This is a genomic window from Blastococcus sp. SYSU DS1024 (assembly GCF_054050795.1).
Genome location: NZ_JBJHAA010000016.1, coordinates 63,117 through 84,825 on the forward strand (window position 1 = coordinate 63,117; position 21,709 = coordinate 84,825).

Annotated in this window: 24 protein-coding genes; 17 read left to right on the forward strand and 7 right to left on the reverse strand. The window is 73.8% G+C overall.

The genetic code is table 11. The annotated features are described in order from the left end of the window. The first annotated feature begins 47 nt into the window (after positions 1-47). Genes ACI79S_RS14945 through ACI79S_RS14975 form a run of 7 tightly spaced genes read left to right on the forward strand, consistent with a single transcriptional unit; the run spans position 48 to position 6,673 of the window. On the forward strand, positions 48-458 hold the full coding sequence (locus ACI79S_RS14945) for a TadE/TadG family type IV pilus assembly protein (RefSeq protein ID WP_456594231.1): 411 nt from the start codon (positions 48-50) through the stop codon (positions 456-458). Continuing rightward, positions 446-1,417: a pilus assembly protein TadG-related protein gene (locus tag ACI79S_RS14950; RefSeq protein WP_456594232.1), complete on the forward strand. Its 972-nt coding sequence runs from the start codon at positions 446-448 to the stop codon at positions 1,415-1,417. The genes ACI79S_RS14945 and ACI79S_RS14950 overlap by 13 nt, the downstream gene beginning before the upstream one ends. A 10-nt stretch (positions 1,418-1,427) precedes the next feature. Further along, the gene (gene cpaB, locus ACI79S_RS14955) at positions 1,428-2,174 is read left to right on the forward strand and encodes a Flp pilus assembly protein CpaB (protein ID WP_456594233.1); all 747 of its coding nucleotides are present in this window, start codon (positions 1,428-1,430) and stop codon (positions 2,172-2,174) included. Further along, on the forward strand, positions 2,171-3,364 hold the full coding sequence (locus ACI79S_RS14960; RefSeq protein ID WP_456594234.1) for an AAA family ATPase: 1,194 nt from the start codon (positions 2,171-2,173) through the stop codon (positions 3,362-3,364). The genes cpaB and ACI79S_RS14960 overlap by 4 nt, the downstream gene beginning before the upstream one ends. Continuing rightward, positions 3,361-4,839 carry a CpaF family protein gene (locus ACI79S_RS14965; RefSeq protein ID WP_456594235.1) on the forward strand — a complete coding sequence of 493 codons (1,479 nt, stop codon included), beginning with the start codon at positions 3,361-3,363 and terminating at the stop codon, positions 4,837-4,839. The genes ACI79S_RS14960 and ACI79S_RS14965 overlap by 4 nt, the downstream gene beginning before the upstream one ends. Beyond that, entirely contained in the window at positions 4,836-5,777 is a 942-nt protein-coding gene (locus ACI79S_RS14970) for a type II secretion system F family protein (RefSeq protein WP_456594236.1), read from the forward strand. Before ACI79S_RS14965 ends, ACI79S_RS14970 begins: the two co-directional genes overlap by 4 nt. Beyond that, on the forward strand, positions 5,777-6,673 hold the full coding sequence (locus tag ACI79S_RS14975) for a type II secretion system F family protein (protein WP_456594237.1): 897 nt from the start codon (positions 5,777-5,779) through the stop codon (positions 6,671-6,673). Before ACI79S_RS14970 ends, ACI79S_RS14975 begins: the two co-directional genes overlap by 1 nt. A gap of 187 nt (positions 6,674-6,860) precedes the next feature. Here the strand turns inward: ACI79S_RS14975 and ACI79S_RS14980 are convergent, their stop codons facing one another. Further along, the gene (locus ACI79S_RS14980) at positions 6,861-7,205 is read right to left on the reverse strand and encodes a hypothetical protein (RefSeq protein ID WP_456594238.1); all 345 of its coding nucleotides are present in this window, start codon (positions 7,203-7,205) and stop codon (positions 6,861-6,863) included. Positions 7,206-7,376: 171 nt separating this feature from the next. Here ACI79S_RS14980 and ACI79S_RS14985 point away from each other — a divergent pair, with 171 nt between their 5' ends. From ACI79S_RS14985 to ACI79S_RS15000, 4 genes are read left to right on the forward strand one after another with little or no spacing between them, the layout of a single operon-like run. Continuing rightward, positions 7,377-8,504 carry a baeRF2 domain-containing protein gene (locus tag ACI79S_RS14985; RefSeq protein WP_456594239.1) on the forward strand — a complete coding sequence of 376 codons (1,128 nt, stop codon included), beginning with the start codon at positions 7,377-7,379 and terminating at the stop codon, positions 8,502-8,504. Positions 8,505-8,535: 31 nt separating this feature from the next. Next, positions 8,536-8,793 (forward strand): DUF2795 domain-containing protein, encoded by a 258-nt coding sequence (locus ACI79S_RS14990; protein ID WP_456589023.1) that lies wholly within the window; start codon positions 8,536-8,538, stop codon positions 8,791-8,793. 1 nt (position 8,794) lies between these two features. Further along, the gene (locus ACI79S_RS14995; protein ID WP_456594240.1) at positions 8,795-9,025 is read left to right on the forward strand and encodes a hypothetical protein; all 231 of its coding nucleotides are present in this window, start codon (positions 8,795-8,797) and stop codon (positions 9,023-9,025) included. A gap of 1 nt (position 9,026) precedes the next feature. Beyond that, the gene (locus ACI79S_RS15000; protein ID WP_456594241.1) at positions 9,027-9,410 is read left to right on the forward strand and encodes an acyl-CoA thioesterase; all 384 of its coding nucleotides are present in this window, start codon (positions 9,027-9,029) and stop codon (positions 9,408-9,410) included. On the opposite strand, the gene ACI79S_RS15005 is transcribed toward ACI79S_RS15000, so the two are convergent. Then, complete coding sequence (locus tag ACI79S_RS15005; protein ID WP_456594242.1) at positions 9,407-9,958, reverse strand: DUF4240 domain-containing protein; 552 nt, start codon at positions 9,956-9,958, stop codon at positions 9,407-9,409. The two genes, ACI79S_RS15000 and ACI79S_RS15005, sit on opposite strands and share 4 nt — an antisense overlap. Before the next feature lie 75 nt (positions 9,959-10,033). Continuing rightward, positions 10,034-11,071, reverse strand: coding sequence for a LacI family DNA-binding transcriptional regulator (locus tag ACI79S_RS15010; protein WP_456594243.1), 1,038 nt, complete (start codon positions 11,069-11,071; stop codon positions 10,034-10,036). Positions 11,072-11,291: 220 nt separating this feature from the next. Between ACI79S_RS15010 and ACI79S_RS15015 the strand changes: the two genes are divergently transcribed. Together ACI79S_RS15015 and ACI79S_RS15020 are read left to right on the forward strand one after the other, a co-directional pair. After that, positions 11,292-12,494 (forward strand): endo-1,4-beta-xylanase, encoded by a 1,203-nt coding sequence (locus tag ACI79S_RS15015; RefSeq protein WP_456594244.1) that lies wholly within the window; start codon positions 11,292-11,294, stop codon positions 12,492-12,494. A gap of 174 nt (positions 12,495-12,668) precedes the next feature. Then, positions 12,669-13,097 (forward strand): ChaB family protein, encoded by a 429-nt coding sequence (locus ACI79S_RS15020; protein WP_456594245.1) that lies wholly within the window; start codon positions 12,669-12,671, stop codon positions 13,095-13,097. A gap of 45 nt (positions 13,098-13,142) precedes the next feature. Here the strand turns inward: ACI79S_RS15020 and ACI79S_RS15025 are convergent, their stop codons facing one another. Continuing rightward, positions 13,143-14,378, reverse strand: coding sequence for a M24 family metallopeptidase (locus ACI79S_RS15025; protein ID WP_456594246.1), 1,236 nt, complete (start codon positions 14,376-14,378; stop codon positions 13,143-13,145). Positions 14,379-14,515: 137 nt separating this feature from the next. Beyond that, on the reverse strand, positions 14,516-15,625 hold the full coding sequence (locus ACI79S_RS15030) for a diguanylate cyclase (RefSeq protein ID WP_456594247.1): 1,110 nt from the start codon (positions 15,623-15,625) through the stop codon (positions 14,516-14,518). A gap of 148 nt (positions 15,626-15,773) precedes the next feature. Here ACI79S_RS15030 and ACI79S_RS15035 point away from each other — a divergent pair, with 148 nt between their 5' ends. The 3 genes from ACI79S_RS15035 to ACI79S_RS15045 all read left to right on the forward strand — a co-directional run bounded on the left by ACI79S_RS15035 (position 15,774) and on the right by ACI79S_RS15045 (position 17,528). After that, positions 15,774-15,956 carry a hypothetical protein gene (locus ACI79S_RS15035; RefSeq protein ID WP_456589032.1) on the forward strand — a complete coding sequence of 61 codons (183 nt, stop codon included), beginning with the start codon at positions 15,774-15,776 and terminating at the stop codon, positions 15,954-15,956. A 70-nt stretch (positions 15,957-16,026) separates the two neighbouring features. Beyond that, positions 16,027-16,722, forward strand: coding sequence for an NADPH-dependent F420 reductase (gene npdG / locus ACI79S_RS15040; protein ID WP_456594248.1), 696 nt, complete (start codon positions 16,027-16,029; stop codon positions 16,720-16,722). Positions 16,723-16,766: 44 nt separating this feature from the next. Next, positions 16,767-17,528 (forward strand): helical backbone metal receptor, encoded by a 762-nt coding sequence (locus tag ACI79S_RS15045; RefSeq protein ID WP_456594249.1) that lies wholly within the window; start codon positions 16,767-16,769, stop codon positions 17,526-17,528. 8 nt (positions 17,529-17,536) lie between these two features. On the opposite strand, the gene panB is transcribed toward ACI79S_RS15045, so the two are convergent. After that, on the reverse strand, positions 17,537-18,367 hold the full coding sequence (gene panB, locus ACI79S_RS15050; protein ID WP_456594250.1) for a 3-methyl-2-oxobutanoate hydroxymethyltransferase: 831 nt from the start codon (positions 18,365-18,367) through the stop codon (positions 17,537-17,539). Beyond that, positions 18,364-20,199, reverse strand: a complete 1,836-nt coding sequence (locus tag ACI79S_RS15055) for an NAD+ synthase (RefSeq protein WP_456594251.1) — start codon at positions 20,197-20,199, stop codon at positions 18,364-18,366. The genes panB and ACI79S_RS15055 overlap by 4 nt, the downstream gene beginning before the upstream one ends. A gap of 152 nt (positions 20,200-20,351) precedes the next feature. On the opposite strand from ACI79S_RS15055, the gene ACI79S_RS15060 reads away from it, so the two are divergent. Further along, positions 20,352-21,692 (forward strand): glutamine synthetase family protein, encoded by a 1,341-nt coding sequence (locus ACI79S_RS15060; protein ID WP_456594252.1) that lies wholly within the window; start codon positions 20,352-20,354, stop codon positions 21,690-21,692. Positions 21,693-21,709 lie beyond the last annotated feature (17 nt).

Here is a 21,709-nt window from a genome sequence, read left to right on the forward strand (position 1 = left end):
GTCCCGAGGGCCGCTGCGCCGTCGCACGAGAAGGGTGGTGGATCGGGATGAGTGGACGGCTGCGCGACGAGCGCGGCGCCAGCGCGGTGGAGTTCGCCTTCATCGTGCCGCTGCTGATCGTGCTGGTGATCGGCATCGTCGAGTTCGGCCACGCCTTCCAGGTGCAGGGCACGCTCTCGGCCGCCGCCCGCGAGGGGGTGCGGGCCATGGCGCTGCGCAACGACCCGGTGGACGCGCGCAACGTCGTCCGCACCGCCGCCGCCTCGCTGAACCCGGGGATCACCGACGACCAGATCGACATCACCATCGTCGGCGGCACCGTCGAGACCTGCCCCACCACCGGCGCCGGCGACACCGCCGTCCGCCTCACCATCACCTACTCGAAGCCGTACCTGACGGACTTCTTCGGCGCGGAGATCGAGCTCACCGGAACGGGGGTCATGCGATGCAACGGCTGATCTCGCGGGCACGGCGCCGGCTGGACGGCGAGCACGGCGCGAGCGCCGTCGTCCTCTCGCTGCTGATGGTCCCCATGCTGGGTTTCGCGGCCATCGCCGTCGACATCGGTGCGCTGTACGCCGAGCGCGCCCGGCTCCAGGTCGCCGCGGACGCCGCCGCCATCGCGGTGGCCCAGGACTGCTCCCGCGGCAACTGCGGCGACATGCTGGCCACCGCCCAGGAGCTGATCACCCTCAACGACCCCACGGGCACGGCCGGCCAGCCCGTGCTCAGCAGCGACCCGCTCAGCGTCACCGTCACCGGTGGCGCCCCCAAGGAGCACTGGTTCGCGCCCGTCATCGGGCACGACTCCAGCTACGTCTCGGCGACCGCGACGGTCGGGTGGGGTGCTCCGAGCCAGGGCACCGCGGTGCTGCCGCTGACCTTCTCCTGGTGCTCGTTCCAGGCGCAGACCGGTGGCGGGCTGCCGTCCACCGAGACGCTGCAGACGATCATGTTCAGCAAGTCCGACGACGTCGGCGGGTGCACCGGGCCGTCGGGCAACTTCGTGCCGGGTGGCTTCGGCTGGGTCGTGCCGGACGCGGGCAGGTGCCACGCCACCTCCGCGATCGGCCAGCGGCTCTCCTCCGACACGGGTGTGTCGCTGCCGGCCGGCTGCTCCGAGGCCGACCTCGCCGGGTGGCTCGGCCGCACCGTCCTGCTGCCGCTGTTCGACGAGTTCGGCGACGGCGGCAGCAACGGCTGGTACCGCGTCTACGGCTACGCCGCCTTCACCCTCACCGGCTACGCCGTCAACGGCTCGATCAGCAGCGGCACGAAGGTCTGCGGGCCCGGCACCAACTCCAGCGACCGGTGCGTCACCGGCTACTACACCCGCTTCGTCGAGCTCTCCGACGCCTGGAACTACAGCCCGGACGCCCCGCAGCTCGGGGCCTCGATCCTCAGACTCATCCGTTAGGGGCGCCCACGTGAGACGTCGACTCCTGGCCACCGCGGTGGCCCTCGCGCTCGTCGTCGCCGGCACGGTCGTCCTCGTGGGCTACGTGCGCGGCGCGGAGAACCGCGCCCTCGCCGGCGTGCAGACCGTCGAGGTGCTGGTGGCCGAAGCCCTCATCCCCGCCGGCACCCCGGGCAGCGCCCTGGGCGAGCTCGTGGGCATCGAGCTGCTGCCGGCGAAGGCGGCGCTGCCGGGCCGGGTCACCGACCTGGCCGCGCTCGCCGACCGCGTCGCCACCGTCGACCTCGCACCCGGCGAGCAGCTGCTCGACAGCCGGTTCGTGCGGGCCGAGGAGCGGCAGGTGCCCGGCACGGTGCCCGTGCCGGAGGGGATGCAGGAGGTCAGCATCGTCCTGGAGCCCCAGCGCGCCGTCGGCGGACGGCTGACCGCCGGCGACACCGTGGGGGTCTTCGTCTCCATGTCCGGTGACGCTGGGGGGACCACCCACGCCGTCCTGCACGAGGTCCTGGTCACCCAGGTGCAGGGCGCCCCCGCCCCGGTGGCCCCGCCCGCCGACGGGGCGACGCCGGCCGTCTCCGCACCCGCGCCCTCCGGCAGCCTCATGGTCACCTTCGCCGTGACGGCCGCGCAGGCCGAGGCCGTCGTCTTCGCCGCCGAGCACGCGAGCGTCTGGCTGTCCCTCGAACCGCCCGACCCCGACGTCTCCCGCACCCAGGTGCTCACCCCGGACACCATCTACGGAAAGGCCTACTCATGAGCCGCGTCGTCCTGGCCGGAGCAGGCGAGGACCTGGTCCTGCGCGTGAAGGAGGCCACCGGCGGCGACCTGCAGGTGCTGCCGCCGGGCCGGCTGCCCAGCGACCCGGCGCGGCTGTTCGAGCAGCTGGTCGACGACGAGCTGCCCGACGTGCTGCTCGTCGGACCGCACGCACCGGCGCCCGAGGTGCTGACCCTGGCCGGCCGGCTCGACGTGCAGTCGCCGGGGATCACCGTCGTCCTGATGGCCGACCCGTCGCCGGACATGTGGCGCTCGGCCATGCGCGCCGGCATCCGTGACCTGCTCCCGCCGGACGCCGACGTGGCCGAGATCGCCGCCGCGGTGGAGCGCGCCGGGCACGCGGCGGCCGGTCGTCGCCGGGTGCTGCGGCCGGTCGCCGAGACCGACCGCTACGCCGGCCGGGTCATCACCATCGCCTCGCCCAAGGGTGGCGTGGGCAAGACGACGGTCTCCACGAACCTGGCGATCGGGCTGACCGCGGCCGCGCCGCAGTCCACGGTGCTCGTCGACCTCGACGTCCAGTTCGGCGACGTCGCCTCCGCCCTGAGCCTGACGCCGGAGTACACGCTGCCCGACGCAGTCCACGGGCCGGCCAGCGAGGACACCATGGTCCTCAAGACGTTCCTCACCCAGCACCCCAGCGGGCTGTACGCCGTCTGCGGGTCCGACTCGCCGGCGGCCGGCGACACGATCACCGGTGAGGACGTCAGCCGGCTGCTGGCCTCGCTGGCCCGGGAGTTCCGGTACGTCGTCGTCGACACGGCCCCGGGGCTGTCGGAGCAGACCCTGGCGGCGCTGGACCGCGCCTCCGACGTCGTGATGCTCACGAGCATGGACGTGCCCGGGGTGCGCGGGCTGCGCAAGGAGATGGACGTGCTCCGCGAGCTGTGCATGATCCCGGCCGGCCGGCACGTCGTCATGAACTTCGCCGACCCCAAGGGCGGCCTGACCGTCCGGGACGTCGAGACGACGATCGGCACGGGGGTCGACGTCGTCCTGCCCCGGTCGAAGGCGGTGCCGGCCACCACCAACCAGGGCGTGCCCATCCTGACCAGCGGTGGCCGTCGCGACCCGATGGTGCGCGAGCTGCGCCGGCTGGTGTCGCGCTTCTCGGCCACCCCGCTGATGAAGGCCGGCCGCTACCGGGCCAAGCACCGGGCGGAGGCGTGAACCTCGCCCAGCGGCTCGAGGCCGCGCGCCAGGGAGCGGCGCCCGCCGTGCCCGCGGCCCGGCCCGTCGCCGCACCCGACCCCGCCGCCGACCGGCCGGCGACCGCGGTGCCCGCCCCGGTGGTGCGGCCGGCCGCCGCCCCCCGGGCGACCGGATCGCCCGCCCCGGCGCCGCCGACCGATGCGCTGGCGCGGCTGAAGGACCGCGTGGGCAAGGCGCTGTTCGAGCGCATGGGCAGCCGGATGAACGACCCGTCCATGGCCGAGGACGCGTTGCGCGCCGTGGTGCTCAAGGAGCTCGACGAGGTCGTCGAGGAGGAGAACGTCCCGCTCAGCACCGAGGAGCGCCAGCGGCTGACCGCCGAGCTCGCCGACGACGTGCTCGGCTACGGCCCGCTGCAGCGGCTGCTCGACGACGACGCGGTCAGCGAGATCATGGTGAACGGGCCGGACTCGATCTACGTCGAGCGCAGCGGCAGGCTCCAGCGCACCGCGACCCGGTTCACCTCCGAGGAGCACCTGCGCCGGGTCATCGACCGGATCGTCTCCCGCGTCGGACGGCGCATCGACGAGTCCTCACCGCTGGTCGACGCCCGGCTGGCCGACGGTTCGCGGGTGAACGCGGTCATCCCGCCGCTGGCCTTCAGCGGCTCCACCCTGACCATCCGGAAGTTCGCGAAGGACCCGTTCCGGGTCGACGACCTGATCGGCTTCGGCACGCTCTCGCCCGAGATGGCCGAGCTGCTGCACGCCTGCGTCGACGCGCGGCTCAACATCATCGTGTCCGGCGGTACCGGCACCGGGAAGACGACGCTGCTCAACGTGCTCTCCTCGTTCATCCCGGAGGGGGAGCGGATCGTCACCATCGAGGACGCCGTCGAGCTGCAGCTGCAGCAGGAGCACGTGGTCCGGCTGGAGTCGCGCCCGCCCAACATCGAGGGCAAGGGCGCGATCACCATCCGCGACCTGGTGCGGAACTCGCTGCGCATGCGGCCCGACCGGATCGTGGTGGGGGAGTGCCGCGGCGGGGAGTCGCTCGACATGCTGCAGGCGATGAACACCGGGCACGACGGCTCGCTGTCGACGGTGCACGCGAACTCGCCGCGCGACGCGATCGCGCGGCTGGAGACGCTGGTGCTCATGGCCGGTATGGACCTGCCGCTGCGGGCGATCCGCGAGCAGATCGCCTCCGCCGTCGACGTCGTCGTCCAGCTGACCCGGCTGCGCGACGGCACCCGGCGGGTCACCCACGTGACCGAGGTGCAGGGCATGGAGGGCGAGACCGTCACGCTGCAGGACGCGTTCCTGTTCGACTACTCCGCCGGTGTGGACGCCTCGGGCCGGTTCCTCGGTAGGCCCGTGCCCACCGGCGTCCGGCCGCGGTTCACCGACCGGTTCGACGAGCTGGGCATCACCCTCTCGCCGCGGGTGTTCGGCGCCGCGGAGCCGGCTCGCTCCGCGAGGTGGGAACGGTGACCGAGCTCCTCCTGGTGCTCGGCGTCGCCGCGATCTCGGCTGCCCTGCTGATCCTCGCCCTGGTCGTCGTCCCGGCCGGCCCCGCCCGGGTGCCCCTCACCCGGCTCGACCCGTCCGTGGCACCCCCCGCGTCCGCGTTGGCGGGGGCCGGCGCGGCGGCGGGCGCCGCGGTCGAGAAGGTGCTGCTCAAGCGCGGCCGGCTCGCCGCCGGCGCCGCCGCCCTGGAACGGGCGGGCATGGCGACGACGTTGCCGAACTTCGTCCTCGCCGTCGGGCTGGCCACCGTCGTCGCCGGGCTCGTCGGCGGGCTGCTCGGCGGCCCGCTGCTCGCCGTGCTGTTCGTGGTGCTGGTGCCCGTCGGCGCCAAGCTGCTGCTCGGATTCCGCGCCGGGCGGCGGCAGGCCGCGTTCGCCGACCAGCTCGACGACTCGCTGCAGCTGATGGCCAGCAGCCTGCGCGCGGGGCACAGCCTGCTGCGGGCGGTCGACTCGGTGTCCCACGAGGCCGAGGCGCCGACCTCGGAGGAGTTCGCGCGGATCGTCAACGAGACGCGCGTCGGCCGCGATCTCAGCGACGCGCTCGACGAGGTCGCCGCGCGCATGGGCAGCGACGACTTCACCTGGGTCGCGCAGGCGATCGCCATCCACCGGGAGGTCGGCGGCAACCTCGCCGAGGTGCTGGACGCCGTCGGGAACACCATCCGCGAGCGCAACGCCATCCGCCGTCAGGTCAAGGCGCTGTCGGCCGAGGGCAAGCTCTCGGCCGTCGTGCTCATGGCGCTGCCGTTCGGCGTGACCGGCTTCATCTCGATCACCAACCCCGCCTACATCGCGAAGTTCACCGAGAGCCTCGTCGGCTACGCGATGCTCGCCGCGGCGGCCGTGATGCTGCTGGCCGGGGGCCTGTGGCTCAAGAAGACCGTGGCGATCAGGTTCTGATGAGCAGCGTGCCCGTCCCCGTCCTGCTGGCCGCCCTCGCGGTCAGCGTCGCCGTCCCGCTGCTCGGCTGGTCGCTGCTCGCCCGCCCGTCCGCCGCGACGGCGCAGGCACGCGACAACCTGGTGCGCGGCCTCGGCCCGACCGGCGCGGCCGCCGCGGCGAGTTCCGGGCCCGGGGTGCTGACCCGCGTCGCCCGGGGCCTGACCCCCCGCGGGACGGTGGCCCGGCTCAACCGTCTCGCCGGCACGGCCGGTCGCCCGGCGGCCTGGCCCGTGCCGAGGCTGGTGGCGGCGAAGCTCGTGCTGGCCGTGATCGCGGGGGCGCTGGGGCTGCTCGTGGCCACCGCCCGGCCGGGCCCGCTGATCGTCGTGGTCGCCGTGGTGGCGACCGTCGTCGCCTACTTCCTGCCCGAGCTGCTCCTCTACAGCCGCGGCCAGGAGCGGCAGGAGGCCATCGCCCTCGAGCTGGCCGACACGCTCGACCAGATGACGATCGCCGTGGAGGCGGGGCTCGGTTTCGAGTCGGCGATGGCGCGGGCCGGGAGCAACGGCAAGGGGCCGCTGGCGGAGGAGCTCGTGCGCACGCTGCAGGACATCGCCGTCGGCCAGCCGCGTCGCGACGCCTACCTGGCGCTCGCCGACCGGACGGGGGTCCCCGACCTGCGCCGCTTCATCCGCGCCGTGGTGCAGGCCGACCAGTACGGCGTCTCCATCGCCGACGTGCTGCGCACCCAGGCGCAGGAGATGCGGCTCAAGCGCCGTCAGCGCGCGGAGGAGAAGGCGATGCAGATCCCGGTCAAGGTGATCTTCCCGCTGATCCTCTGCATCCTGCCGACGCTGTTCATCGTGCTGCTCGGCCCCGCGGTCATGGACATCGCCGCAGTGTTCAGCGGCTGAGCACATCGTCGTCCTCCGGACGACACCGCGGCCACGTGGCGTCCCCCGTCTGGGCTGAGCCCGTTCGTCGTCCCTGCGCGGACCCCTCCGGGGCCCACTCGGGCCGACCCTGCGCCGAATGCGACGAACTCGTGGTCATCAGTCGCTGATGACCACGAGTTCGTCACATCCGGGGGGGGGGCTCGCGTCAGCCGGTGGAGCGGGGCTGGGCCGGGTTGGTCGGGTCGCCCTGCGACGGCGGGTTCATCGCCGGGCCGGTGGTCGCCTCGGAGACCTTCGAGCCGTGCGCGGCGTGCGACGGGTCGTCGGCCGCCGGTGCGGCCGGGTCGCCGCCGGAGGGCTGCGCGCCCTCGCGGAGCGCCTGGAGCCGGTTCTCCATGATCGCCACGACCTGCGGGCGGTCGGCGTGGGCGCGTTCGTACTCGAGCACGGTCTCCAGACCCTGGGCGTCCAGCGTCCGGATCCGCGAGGCCAGGCCCTCCACCGGCAGGTGGTCGTAGTCGGGCAGTGGCAGCTGGTCGTGCTCCGTCATCCCTCGTCCTCTCTGCGGGTCCGTGTCGCCGCACCGCCTACCCCCGCCTCCCGGAATCGACACCGGGTGTGAGCTTCCGACCGGTGGGTAGGCGGCGACGGCGGGAGTCGCGGCTCCACGCCGCCCCGCCATCCGAACACCCCCGATCGACCGAGGAGTTGTCCCACCGACATGGACGTGTCCTTCCTGGAGCCGGTGTTCGCCGCGCCCGGGCCCTACGCCACGGTCTGCGCCGACGTCACGCACACCAACGAGAACGCCGACGCGGAGCTGGAGCTGCGCGTGCGCGCGCTCAGCGAGCAGCTCGCGGAGCAGGGCGCGCCGGAGACCGTCGTCGAGGCCGTCCGCGGCCGGCTGCTCGAGGGCAACGAGGGCGGCGAGGCCGGCACGCTCAAGGGGCGCGCCGTCGTCGTCGCCTCCGACGGCTCCGTCGTGCTCGACGAGGTGCTCGCCGACGCCCCGGCCCGGGAGACCGCGGAGTGGGCCGACCAGCCCGACGTGGTGCAGATCCTGCCCCAGCTCGCCGGCCGCGTGCCCCACGTCGTGGTCGTGGCCGACCGGGTGGGCGCCGACATCACCACCGCCGGGCTGGTCGGTCAGCCCGACCAGGAGAAGCAGGTGGAGGGCGACACCTTCCACATGCGCAAGGTCAAGGTCGGCGGCTGGGCGCACAACACGTACATGCACACCGCCGAGAACCAGTGGGAGGAGAACCTCGGGCTGGTCGCCGACGAGCTGGACTCCCTCGCCCGCCGGCTGCCGCTGCGCTTCATCCTCGTCGCCGGTGACGTGCGGGCCCGGCAGATCCTGAGCGACAAGGCGCACGCCGCCTGGTCGGACCTGGTGGTCACCATGGAGGAGGGCGGCCGCGCCGCCGGTGCCGAGCGGGCCGCGATCGACGCCCGCACCGCGGAGCTGATCGCCGAGCACGAGGCCCGCGACATCGCCACCGCCACCGAGCAGGTGCAGGCCGCCGGCGCCCACGGCCTCGCCGTCACGGGCACCGCGGCCGTCGTCGAGGCGCTGCGCAAGGGGCAGGTCGAGACGCTCCTGCTCGGCGACGAGCAGGAGGACGCCACGCTCCTGGTCGGCAACAGCCCGCTCGAGCTCGGCGTGAAGCAGCAGGACATGGACTCCCTGGGCGTGCACGGCACCGTCGTGCCGGCCGGTCGGGCGCTGGTCGCCGCTGCCGCCGCCAGCGCGGCCGGGGTGCTCGTCGTGCCCCGTGCGGCGCTGCCCGACGGCGAGCCGGTGGCCGCGATCCTCCGCTACACCGACGACTCGACCCCGTCGGCCTGACATCCGCAGCGAAGCCCGAAGGAGAACCACCGTGAGCGACCCGCACCAGCCCGGCACCGCGCCCGGAACCGATCAGCGCGGCATCGAGCGCCGCGCCGCACTCGCCGAGGCCCTCGGCAAGGAGGTGTGGCCCGCCGACCGCGACCAGCTGATCGCCAAGGCGCAGGAGGGGCCCGCGGCCGACCGGGTGCTCTCGGACCTGCAGCGCCTGCCCGCGGGCCGGCAGTTCGAGAACGTCCAGGAGGTGGCCGAGGCCCTCGGCCTGGGCACCGAGCAGCAGCGGTTCTGACGTGACCACGCAGAAGAAGCCCAGCGCCGAGGCGCTGGACAACGTCACCGAGGACAACGTGGAGACGCGGGCCCAGCTGCTCCCGGAGGAGGCGGCGCTGCAGGGCAGCGGCATGGAGGAGGTCGCCGCCGAGGTCATCCTGGCCGAGTCGGAGGAGCGGACGGTCAACCCCGATCCCGACGACGCCCAGGGTGCCCACCGGCAGTCCGCCGAGACCGCCGACCTGCCCTGACGTGCGGCACGAGCACCCGGTCCGGCTGCGCTGGTCGGACCCCGACATGCTGGGTCACGTCAACCACGCGCGGGCCCTGAGCCTGCTCGAGGACGCGCGGCTCGCGCTGGGCGAGGATCACGCCGGAGGTGGGCTGATCCTCGCCCGGCTCGAGGTCGACTACCTGCGCCAGCTCTACTACCGGGTCGGCGAGGAGCTCTGCGTGCGCAGCTGGGTGACCCGGCTGGGCACGAAGTCCTTCACGATGCGGCAGGAGCTGGCGCAGGACGGCGAGGTGGCCATCCGGGCCGACGTCGTCCTGGTGGTGTTCGACTTCGCGGCGAACGCGAGCCGGCCGATGACCGACGCCGAGCGCGCCCACTGGAGCAGGTACCTGGAGGGCTAGCCGGCTCGGCCGTAGGCGGCCCAAAGCCGGGGGAAGCGGGCGGCGAACCACTCGTCGTCGTCCCCCGGGAAGGGCTCACCGGACGGCTCGCCGAACTGGTCGTCCACCTCGTCGGGGCCCGGGTCCAGATCCTCCTCGGCGAAGCCCCGGTCCTCCAGCACCTCCAGGGGCGCGTAGGCCCACTCCTCGGCGGCGCCGAAGTCGTCCAGGTCCTCGTCCCAGCGGAGCTCGGCCATGGAATCCGGGTCGGCGAGCACGCGCTCGTAGACCGCCCGGCCGTGGCTGATCAGCCAGTTCCGGAAGTCGAGGAAGGCGTCCTCGCTCGCGCCGCCGAGCGCGAGGGACGCGGCCGCCCAGAGGTCCCAGCGGTTCGCCCGCGCGCGGGCTGTCCTCAGCTCCCGGTAGAAGTCGAGGACGTCCTCGTCGGACAGCTCCTCGAGGGCGGCCATGAGCGTGGCCACGTGCTCGGCGACCACCGACTTCGGCGCGGTCTCCCGTGCCTCGGCACGGGTGTCCTCGACCAGCGTCCAGAAGGCGTTCGTGTCCACGGCCGGAACCTACCGGCGCACGCCCGCTGTGCGGCGGTCGCCGAGCCGCCGCGGTAGCGGCGGCTGCTCCCGTTCCTAGGAGGAGATCGGCTCGGCGGGGCTCAGCCGTGACGGGGTCGTGCTGTCGCGCACGACGAGCCGCGTGGCCAGCTCCAGCCGCGGGCTCTCGATGGTCTCGCCGTCCACCATGCGCAGCACCGTCCGCGCCGCCAGCACGCCCATCTCGGTCAGCGGCTGGTGCACCGTGGTGAGCGGCGGGGAGGACCAGCGGGCCTCCGGCAGGTCGTCGAAGCCGACGACGCTGACGTCCTCGGGGACCCGCATGCCCCGGCGCCGGACCCCTTCGTAGACCCCCAGGGCCATCTGGTCGTTCGCGGCGAAGACGGCGGTCGGCGGGTCGGGCAGGCCCAAGAGGCGGTCGGCCGCGCGTGCTCCCGAGGCGTAGCCGAAGTCGCCTTCGACCACCAGGTCGGCGTCGAACGGCAGCCCGGCGGTCTCCAGGCCCGCCCGGTACCCGGCCAGGCGGGCGCGGCTGGCCCAGAGGTCGGGCGTACCGGCGACGAAGGCGATGCGCCGGTGGCCGAGCCCGGTCAGGTGCTCGGTGGCGCTGAGGCCGCCGGCCCAGTTGGTCGCGCCGATGGTCGGCACGTCCAGCCCCGGGACACCGGCCGGGTCGACGACGACCGCGGGGACCTGCAGGTTGCGCAGCTCCGCGTCGAGTTCGGGGTCCAGCTCGCTGGTGACCAGGATGGCGCCGTCGCTGGCCCGGGCGCCGAGGTTGTCCAGCCACCCCCGGGTGGCGCTGGCCCGGCGGTGGATCGCGGTGACCACGGTGCCGACGCCCGCCGCGTGGGCGGCGTCCTCCACCCCGCGGATGATCTCCAGCGCCCACGGGCTGTCGAGGTCGTTGAAGACCAGGTCGATCAGCCGTGCCCGGGCCCGGCCGCCCCGGCGCTGGTAGCCGTGGTCGCGGAGCAGCTGCTCCACGCGCTCGCGGGTCTGCGGGGCCACGTCGGACCGCCCGTTCAGGACGCGCGAGACCGTCGGGACAGACACCCCGGCCGCCGCGGCGATCGCCGCGATGGTCACCGCGCCGGTCTGCTCGTCGGCCAACGGACCTCCTCCTGGTCAGGCGGTCAGCCTACGGCCGGTCGGCGCGGTCCCCGCCGGGTGCGCGGCGGATCCCCCACCGATGGGCGAGGCACTGCGCCGGCGGGCCCCGGCCCGTCCATCTGTTGACGCGCTGGTGTGACCTACGTAACGTCCGGCTCCGGTTTCCGGAAACTTTCGGAAGCCGTTCCGACGTCTCGAGGGAAGGCACAGCATGCGCTCTGTGAGGTTCGGTTCGCGGGCGGCAGCCCGTTGCGCGGTCGGGGTGGCCCTGGTCCCGGTCGCGATCTCCGCCGCGGTCCTGCCCGCCGCGGCGGCGCCGCAGGACCAGGCGGCACCATCGGCCCAGGCCCAGGAGGACCGGTCGCACGGCCCGGCGATCCGGAACGGCCTGCGCACGGTCACCCCCGACGACCTGGTGATCGGGACCGCGGTCGCCGGCGGGGGGCATCACGTGGACGCGGGCTACCCCGATCCGTTCACCCGCGACCCCCGGTACCGGAAGGTGCTGGCCACGGAGTTCGACTCGGTCTCCCCCGAGAACCAGATGAAGTGGGAGTTCATCCACCCCGAGCCCGGGGTCTACAACTTCGGCCCCGCGGACGCGATCGTCGCCTTCGCCGAACGCCACGGGCAGGATGTCCGCGGTCACACGCTCCTGTGGCACAGCCAGCTGGCCGACTGGGTCACCGAGGGCGACTACTCCGACGAGGAGCTCCGGGCGATCCTCAAGGAGCACATCCAGACGGTCGTCGGCCGCTACCAGGGCCGCATCGACCAGTGGGACGTCGCCAACGAGATCTTCGCCGACACGTGGGACGACGGCGGCGTGCGGCTGCGGGACGGTTCGACGGGCGCGACTGCCAACATCTTCATCCAGCGGCTCGGCCCGGGGATCATCGCCGACGCCTTCCGCTGGGCCCACGAGGCCGACCCCGAGGCCAAGCTCTTCCTCAACGACTACGCCGTCGAGGACATGGGCCCGAAGAGCGACGCCTACTACGAGCTGGCGAAGCAGCTGCTCGCCGAGGGCGTCCCGCTGCACGGGTTCGCCTTCCAGGCCCACCTGGACCTCCAGTACCCCTTCCCGGAGACGCTCGACGAGAACATGCAGCGCTTCGACGACCTGGGGCTGGAGACGGCGATCACCGAGCTGGACGTCCGGTTCACGCTCCCGGAGAGCGGGGTGCCCACCGCGGAGCAGCTCGCCGAGCAGGCGGACACCTACCAGGGGGTCCTCGAGGCCTGCCTGTCGGTCGACGACTGCAACTCCTTCACCATCTGGGGCTTCAACGACAAGTACTCGTGGGTGCCGAGCTTCTCGCCGGGTCAGGGGGCGGCGACCGTGATGTTCGAGGACTACGAGCGCAAGCCCGCGTACTGGGCCCTGCACGAGACGCTCGCGGAGGCGAAGGCCGGGCGGTGACCGGTCCGGTCCGGCTCGCCGGACCCGCCTGAGCGCCGGGCGGTCGCTCCCTCGACCGGGGGAGCGGCCGCCCGGTCCCGTCCGGCGGAGCCCCGTTCGGTGGGACGCCGGCTCGATCAGGTGATCATCTCCGTTCGCGCGGGTAGGCACGCCCGGACAGGAGAGGAGAGAGCGATGCCGAAGACGACGAAGAAGGGCGACGCGAAGCAGTCCGAGCTGCCCAGCACCCTGCGCCGCTCGGACAAGAAGGCCCAGCGGACGTTCACCAAGGCCTACGACTCGGCGGTGGACGAGTACGACGACGAGGAGCGCGCCAACCGCGTCGCGTGGGCGGCGGTCAAGCACTCCTACGAGAAGGTGGGCGACCACTGGGAGAAGAAGGAGGGCGGCAAGAAGGGGCCCTCCGACGCGCAGGCCGCCGGCGGTCGCGGCACCGGCAAGCAGACCAAGGGCGGCGTCGACGCGAACGCCACCAAGGAGCACCTGCAGGAGGTCGCCAAGAAGCTCGACATCTCCGGCCGCTCGACGATGAAGAAGAAGGAACTGGTCGACGCCATCCAGAAGGCGAACGACAAGAAGACCGCTCAGGCCCGGAAGAAGTGAGCTCGTCGCGCCGCCGCTGCCCCGGACCAGCGGAGCGGCGGCGCGTCAGCCGATGAGCTGGAACTCCGTCTGCCGGCCGGCGAGGTACTCGACGCCGTTTGCGGTGAGCGCGATGCCCTCCTCGAGCCCCAGCCGGACGCACTGGCCGCGCCACTCGGGCACCGGCCGGCGCACCGCGAGCTCCAGGGCGTACGCGGTGTCCGGGTGCACCGGGTAGTCGCCGGCACCCGGCACGTCCCGCTGCTGGTCCCACTGGCCGATGGCCGGCCCTGCCCCGTGGCCGTGGTAGCCGATCGGGTGCGAGTAGACGTCCCCGTCGATGCCCTCCGCGGCCGCGGCGGCGCGCGCCGCACCCAGCACGTCGTTGCCCGTCCGGCCCGGGAGGAGCGCGGCCGCGGTCAGCTCCTGCAGCCGGTTGGCCGCCTGCATGGCGGCACGCAGCCCCTCGGGGGCCTCGGTCTCGCCGGGCCGCAGGACGTACGCGTTGCGCTGGGTGTCGGTCCGCAGCCCCAGAGAGCTCAGCCCCACGTCGCAGTGCAGCAGGTCCCCGGCCCGGACCACCGCGTCGGAGGGGATGGCGGGCAGCAGCGTCCCCCCGTCCTCGGCCAGTGGCACGCCGGCGCGCTGCAGCAGCACGGCCGGCTGGAACCACGGCTCCACACCCAGGTCGTGGAGCCGCTGCCGCATCCACCACGCCACGTCGAGCGCGGTGGTCCGGCCCACCCGGACGACGGCGGGGGAGAAGGCCTCCGCGATGACCTGGTGCGCCAGTCGGTTCATCGCGCGCAGCGCCTCGATCTCCTCCGGCAGGCGGGTCTCCAGCCAGCCCACCGCGAGCCGCTCGGCCGACACCAGCCGGTCCGCGTACGGGCCCAGCGCCTCGGTGAGCAGCCGGTGCTCGGTGTGGGAGAGGCCGTCGGCCAGCGCGAAGTGCTCGGAGACGTCGATGCCGATGCGGCGCGGGTCGGCCTGCTCCACGAACCGGCGGACCTCCGCCCACTGGGCACGCTCGGCGGGCTCCCGGGCGTCGGCGGTCCACGCGGGCAGGAACTGGCCGACCGGGTAGCGGGAGACCGCCGCGGGGGTCACGCCGTCGTCGCTGCGGTGCAGCAGCAGGATGGTGCGCCGGCGGGCGGACAACCAGGTGGCCGGGAGCAGCGTGGCGAGGACCGGGTCCTCGTCGTACTCGCGCCCGGCCACGATCCACAGATCGATGCCTGCCCGGTCCATGAGTCCGGGGAGGACGTCGAGCAGCCGCTGGGTGAGCCATCGGTCGCGCACGTCGGCCTGCTCGCGCAAGGGCAGAGGCACCGTCCGCGTCGGGTCAGGCGCGACGAGCGTCATGTGCCTAGCGAAGCAGAGATCCGCCGAACGCACCGGTCGAGAGCACCGTCCGGCCCGTGCCGCCGCCGGCCGGGCTAGGAGCTGGTCTGCTCCGCCCGGGGGCTGCGGGCGCGCGGGACCACCGCGGTGGCCACCCGGTCCCGACCTTCTCGCTTGGCCCGGTACATGGCGGCGTCGGCCTCGTCGACCAGCCGCCACAACGCCGCGACGGCGTCCTCTCCCTCGCCCGGCCGGGTGACGGCCAGCCCGATCGACGCGGTGACCCCGTGCCCGCCGGCGCCCTGTCCCCGGGCGACGGCGGCCCGCAGCCGCTCGGCCAGCCGACCGGCCTCCGCGGCGTCGCCCACCGAGCCGACGACGACGAGCTCCTCGCCGCCGGTGCGGGCGAGCACGTCCGCGGGCCGGACGGCGGCCGACAGCGAGGCGGCCACGGCGCTGAGCACGGAGTCGCCGACGGCGTGCCCGAACTGGTCGTTGAGCTTCTTGAAGTGGTCGAGGTCCAGGACCATGGCGCAGATCCGGGTCCCGTCCCGCCGAGCCTGCCCCCAGAGGCGCTCGGCCTGCTCGACGAGGTAGCGGCGGTTGTGCAGCCCGGTGAGCGGATCGAGGTGGGTGAGGTTCGCGGTCTCCACCAGCAGGCGCTGCACGCGCCGGCGGAGCAGGTAGACCGCCATCGCCGCCACGTTCAGCGTGACGGCGCTGACCCCGACCTGGACGCCGAGGGCGACGGCGCTGTCGTAGCTGGGCCACAGCGCGGCGAGGCAGACGCCGGTCGTCACCGCCATGTGGACCGTGAGCGCGCGGAGCTCCAGGAACCAGGCGGCCGCGAGGGCGGGGAACAGGAGCATCAGCGGGGTGGCGTAGCGCAGCGGGTCCTGGATGCACAGGACCACGACGAGGTAGGTCAGGTCGCCGAGCAGCACCAGGGCGAGGGTGTGCCCGGGGCCGATCCGGCGGCGGGCGGCGAGGGATGCGGCGAGGAGGAGCAGCAGGAGCATGGTGCCGGCGTAGGCCCACCGGGCCGCCCCCTCGCGCAGCACGCCGGCGACGAAGAGGTTGACCGAGCCCATCAGACCGCCCATGGCCAGCAGCACGGCGACGGTGACGGCGGCGATGCGGTGCTCGTGCCTGCCCGGGTCGACCGGCCCGGGGTGGGCGGAAGCGCGCACGTCCGAGCCGGTCACGGGTGCAGGATGCCGCACGAACCGGCGTTCCGGCACCCCTCGTGCGCTGCTGGTCACCCTGCGGCGTCCGCCCGGGCAGTCGTCGTCCGAGCGAACCCGTGCGCCGGGTGGAAGGCTGAGGTCGTCCGACGAGTGGAGGAGGTCGCTCATGGCCGGGGGGCCCTGGTTCTTCTGTCTCAAGCACCACCGGGTCGAGGACCGCGACGGGTGCGCCGAACGGCACCGGCTCGGGCCGTACGAGACCCGGGAGGAGGCCGAGCAGGCGCTCGCGGCCGTCGCCGAGCGGAACGAGCGGCTCGACGCGGAGGACCGCGAGTGGGAGGAGCGCTGACCCTCGCCCCGGGGGCCAGGCATGATCGGTCCCAGCCGCCGGGTCGTCCGGCGCTGCGGAAGGGGTGGACGTGACGGACGGTCGCGCGGTCGAGGAACTGGTCGTGGGAGTGCTGGGCGGCACCGGCCCCCAGGGGCGCGGACTGGCCGTCCGGCTGGCCGCGCAGGGGCAGCGCGTGCTGCTGGGCTCCCGGGACGCCGAGCGCGCCGCCGAGGTGGCCGCCGAGGTGGCCGAGCGCGCCGCAACGGTGGCCGGCGGGGTCGAGGTGTCGGTGACCGGCGGCTCCAACGTCGACGTCGCGGGCGCGGCGGACCTGGTGATCGTCGCCGTCCCCTTCGCCGGGCACGCCGCCACGCTGGCCGAGCTCGCGACCCCGCTGGCCGGCAAGATCGTCGTCGACTGCGTCGTGCCGATGGGCTTCGACGAGCTCGGTGCCTACGTGCTCGACGTCGAGGAGGGCAGCGCCGCCCAGCAGGCGGCCGCGCTGCTGCCGGACTCGCACGTGGTCGGCGCCTTCCACCACCTGTCGGCCAGGCTGCTCGAGGACCTGTCCAAGCCCACGATCGACGGCGACGTCATGGTGGTCGGTGACGACCGGGCCTCGATGGACACCGTCCAGGCCCTGGCCGGTCGGCTGCCGGGGATGCGCGGCATCTACGCCGGCCGGTTGCGCAACGCCCGCCAGGTCGAGGCGCTGACGATCAACCTCGTCTCGGTCAACCGGCGCTACAAGGTGCACGCGGGCGTCCGGATCACCGACGTCTAGATGGACCCCGTCCTCCTCTGGACGGGGCCACGGGGAGCTGAGCCGTGTCCGGCACTGGCATCCGCGACGACCAGCGGCGGCCCTACGACGGGCCGCCGCCGCGGCGGGTCGTCTCGCTGGTGCCGTCGCTCACCGAGGCGATCGCGGCCACCGACGCCGGGCTGCTGGCCGGGGCGACCGACTGGTGCACCCACCCGGCCGGGCTCGACGTCCCGCGGGTCGGCGGCACCAAGTGGCCCGACGTCGGCCGGGTGCTGGAGCTCCGCGCCGACCTGGTCGTCGCCAACGCCGAGGAGAACCGGGAGCAGGACGTCGCCGCGCTCCGGGCCGCCGGCGTGCCGGTGTGGGTCACCGCGCCGGCCACCGTGGACCAGGCGCTGGACACGCTCACCCGGCTCTGCGCCGTGCTCGGCTCGCCCGATCCGGGCTGGCTGGCGGATGCCCGGGCCGCCTGGCTGGCGCCGGCGCGGCTGCCGGAGGTGAGCGCGGTCGTCCCGATCTGGCGCCGCCCCTGGATGGTGCTGGGCCGCGACACCTTCGCCGGTGACGTGCTGGCCCGGCTCGGCGTCCGCAACGTCTTCGCCGGGCACGCCGACCGGTACCCGAAGCTGGGCCGCGACGAGCCCGCGACGGTGCGGGCGGAGCTCGTCGTCTTCCCCGACGAGCCCTACGCGTTCACGCCGGAGGACGGCCCGGAGGCGTGGCCCCAGGCGCGGCCCGCGTTCGTGAGCGGCCGGCACCTCACCTGGTACGGCCCCTCCCTGGCGGAGGCGCCGGCGGTGCTGCTCGCCCGACTGCGGAGCTAGCCGCCGGCTCAGTCGAAGGAGTGCTCGGGCCCGGGGAACGCCCCGCCGCGGACGTCGTCGGCGAACTCCTGCGCGGCGCGCAGCAGCTCGCCCCGCAGGTCGGCGTACTTCTTCACGAACTTCGGCACCCGGCCGCCGTTGAGCCCGGCCATGTCCGGCCACACCAGCACCTGCGCGTCGCACTCGACGCCGGCGCCGATGCCGATCGTGGGGATGGCGAGTTCCTTGGTCACCTGGGCGGCGACGGCCGCCGGCACCATCTCCAGGACGACGGCGAACGCACCGGCCTCCTGCACCGCATGCGCGTCGGCCAGCAGCTGCTCGGACCCGGCCCCCCGGCCCTGAACCCGGTAGCCGCCGAGGGCGTGCTCGCTCTGCGGCGTGAAGCCGACGTGCGCCATCACCGGGATGCCGGCGTCGTGCAGCAGGCGGATCTGGGGCGCCACGCGCACCCCGCCCTCGAGCTTGACGGCCTGGGCGCCACCCTCCTTCATCATGCGGACGGCGGTGTCGAACGCCTGCTGCGGGCCCGACTCGTAGGACCCGAAGGGCAGGTCGGCGACGATCAGCGCCCGCGTGGTGGAGCGGGTGACCGCCTTGGTCATCAGCAGGATGTCCTCGACGGTCACCGGCACGGTGCTGGTGTGCCCGAGGACGACGTTGCCGGAGGAGTCGCCGACCAGCATCACCGGGATGCCGGCCTCCTCGAAGATGGCGGCGCTGTAGGTGTCGTAGGCGGTGAGCATCGCCCACTTCTCGCCGCGCTGCTTGGCCTGCTGCAGGTGGTGGATGCGCACCCGCGCCGTCGACTGGCCGCCGTAGAGGACCGATTCGCTCACGCCTGTGCTCCTTCCCGCACGGTGGGGAGGGTCTCCCGCCAGCGGCTGGTGATGGGCAGGCGCCGGTCGCGTCCGAACGCCTTGAGGCTGATCTTGGTGCCCGGCGCCGACTGGCGGCGCTTGAACTCCGCGGCGTCCACCAACCGGAGGACGCGCGCCACCACCTCGGGGTCGTGCCCCCGCTCGAGCAGCTGGGCCATGCCGAGGTCGCGGTCGACGTAGTCGGCGATCACCGCGTCGAGCTCGTCGTAGGAGGGCAGCGAGTCGCTGTCCACCTGGCCCGGCGCGAGCTCGGCCGACGGCGGCTTGTCGATCGAGTTCTGCGGGATCGGCTCGGTCTCGCCGCGGCGACGGGCCTCGGCGTTGCGCCAGCGGGCCAGCTCCCAGACCAGGGTCTTGGGCACGTCCTTGATGGGGGCGAAGCCGCCGGCGGAGTCGCCGTAGAGGGTGGAGTAGCCGACGGCGATCTCGCTCTTGTTGCCCGTCGTCAGCAGGAGGTGGCCGTGCTGGTTGGACAGCCCCATGAGCAGCGTGCCGCGGACCCGGGCCTGCAGGTTCTCGGCGGCCACCCCGGAGAGCTCCACCGAGGACTCGTAGGCGTCGACCATCGGCGCGATCGGCACGACGGAGTAGTGCAGGCCGGTGCGGCGCGCGAGCTCCTCGGCGTCGGCGAGCGAGTGCTCGCTGGACCACTTCGACGGCAGCCCCACCCCGTGCACCCGGCCGGCGCCCAGCGCGTCGACGGCGAGGGCGGCGACCACGGCGGAGTCGATGCCGCCGGAGAGGCCGAGCACCACCGAGGGCATGCCGTTCTTGTCGATGAAGTCGCGCAGGCCCAGCACCAGCGCCCGCCAGACCTCCTCGCAGTCGCTGAGCGGCTCCGCGACCGTGGCCGGCCGCGGGTCGAAGGCGGGCACCGGCTCCTCGCTCAGCACGTGCCGGGTGACGGTCATCGGCCCCACCCGGCCCGCGCGCCGCTCGGCCACCGCGGAGGGGTCGAGCGCGAGGTCGACGGTGAGCAGGTGCTCGACGAACTGGGGGGCGCGGGCCAGCAGCTCGCCGGTGGGGGAGACGGCCATCGAGTCGCCGTCGAACACGAGCTCGTCCTGCCCGCCGACCTGGTTGCAGTACAGGATCGCCGCCCCCGCCTCGGCCGCCCGGCGGCGCACGAGCGGGAGCCGCAGGTCGTCCTTGGCCCGCTCGTAGGGGGAGGCGTTGGGGGAGACGACGAGGTCGACCCCGGCCTGGCCGGCGACCCCGCACGGCCCACCCTCGACCCAGAGGTCCTCGCAGACGGTCAGCGCGACGTCCGCGCCGTGCAGCCGCACCACCGGCAGCTCGGTGCCGGGCACGAAGTAGCGCGCCTCGTCGAAGACCCCGTAGTTGGGCAGGTGCCGCTTGTAGTAGCGGACGACGACGTCGCCGCCGTGCAGCAGGGCCGCTGCGTTGCGGGGCGCGCCCCGGCGGGGGTTGGCGTCGCTGGGCCGGTCGTCGTCGGTGGGTGGCTCGTCGACCGGGGCCGGCCCGCTGCCATCGGTGTGCGCCAGGTACCCCACGACGACGGCGAGCTCGCCCAGCCCCTCCTGGGCCAGCCGGGCCGCGAGGTCGACCAGCGCCTGCTCGCTGGCGCGGGCGAAGGACTCCCGCAGCACCAGGTCCTCCGGCGGGTACCCGGTGAGCGTCATCTCCGGGAAGACGACGAGGTGCGCGCCCGCCCCCGCCGCGTCCGCCGCCCACCGCACGACCAGGTCCGCATTGCCCGCGAGGTCCCCGACGCGGGTGTCGACCTGGGCCAGGGCCACCCGCAACTGCACCGGCTGCTGATCACTCACGCCGTCAGTCTCGTCGCCCGCCAGGGCCGACGGCCAGGTGGGGGCGCGACACGGGCACCGTCGCGGCCGGGGACCGTGTGCGGATCGCCCGGATTGGGCAGGCTTGCGCCGACGTCACACACCCGAAACGAGCGGACTGGATCATGGCCGGTATGGACCGACAGCAGGAGTTCGTCCTGCGGACCCTGGAAGAGCGCGACATCCGCTTCGTGCGGCTGTGGTTCACCGATGTCTCCGGCTACCTCAAGGCCGTCGCGGTGGCCCCGGCCGAGATCGAGGCCGCGTTCGCCGAAGGCATCGGCTTCGACGGCTCGGCGATCGAGGGGTTCGCCCGCGTCTACGAGTCCGACATGCTCGCCAAGCCCGACCCGGGCACCTTCCAGGTGATGCCGGCCCGGGAGGGCCGGGCCAGCGACACCGCGCGGATGTTCTGCGACATCACGCTGCCCGACGGCTCGCCGTCGTGGGCCGACCCCCGGCACGTGCTGCGCCGGACGCTGGCCAAGGCGGCCGACATGGGGTTCACCTTCTACACCCACCCCGAGATCGAGTTCTTCCTCCTCAAGGACCTGCCCACCGACGGCACCGCGCCGGAGCCCGCCGACACCGGCGGCTACTTCGACCTCTCCACGCACAACGTGGCGCACGACTTCCGGCGCGAGGCGGTCTTCGCGCTGGAGGCGATGGGCATCTCGGTGGAGTTCAGCCACCACGAGGTCGCTCCGGGGCAGCAGGAGATCGACCTGCGCTATGCCGACGCGCTGTCGATGGCGGACAACATCATGACGCTGCGGCACGTCGTCCGGGAGGTCGCGCTGGCCCAGGGCGTGCACGCCACGTTCATGCCCAAGCCGTTCACCGAGCTGGCGGGCTCGGCGATGCACACCCACCTCTCGCTGTTCGAGGGCGACCGCAACGCCTTCCACGACCCGGCCGACCCGATGCGGCTGTCGACCACCGGCAAGCAGTTCATCGCCGGGCTGCTGACCCACGCCCGCGAGGTCACCGCGATCACCAACCAGACGGTGAACTCCTACCGCCGGCTGCTGGCCGGTACCGAGGCGCCCACCGCGGCGACCTGGGGGCGGGCCAACCGCTCGGCGCTGGTCCGGCTGCCGAGCTACAAGCCCAGCAAGGCGCAGTCGGCCCGGGTCGAGGTGCGCTCGCCGGACTCCGCGTGCAACCCCTACCTCACCTTCGCCGTCCTGCTGGCCGCCGGCCTGCGCGGCATCGAGAAGGGCTACGAGCTGCCGCCGGAGGCGGAGGACAACGTCTGGTCGCTCACCGACACCGAACGCCGGGCGGCCGGCTACGAGGACCTGCCGGTCAGCCTCGGGGAGGCGTTGACGGCGATGCAGGGCAGTGAACTGGTCGCCGAGACCCTGGGGGAGCACGTCTTCCAGTTCTTCCTGCGCAACAAGTGGGAGGAGTTCAACTCCTACCGGCAGAACGTCACGCCCTTCGAGCTGCGCCGCTACCTGCCGGGGCTGTAGGCCGCTCCGGCGCACGG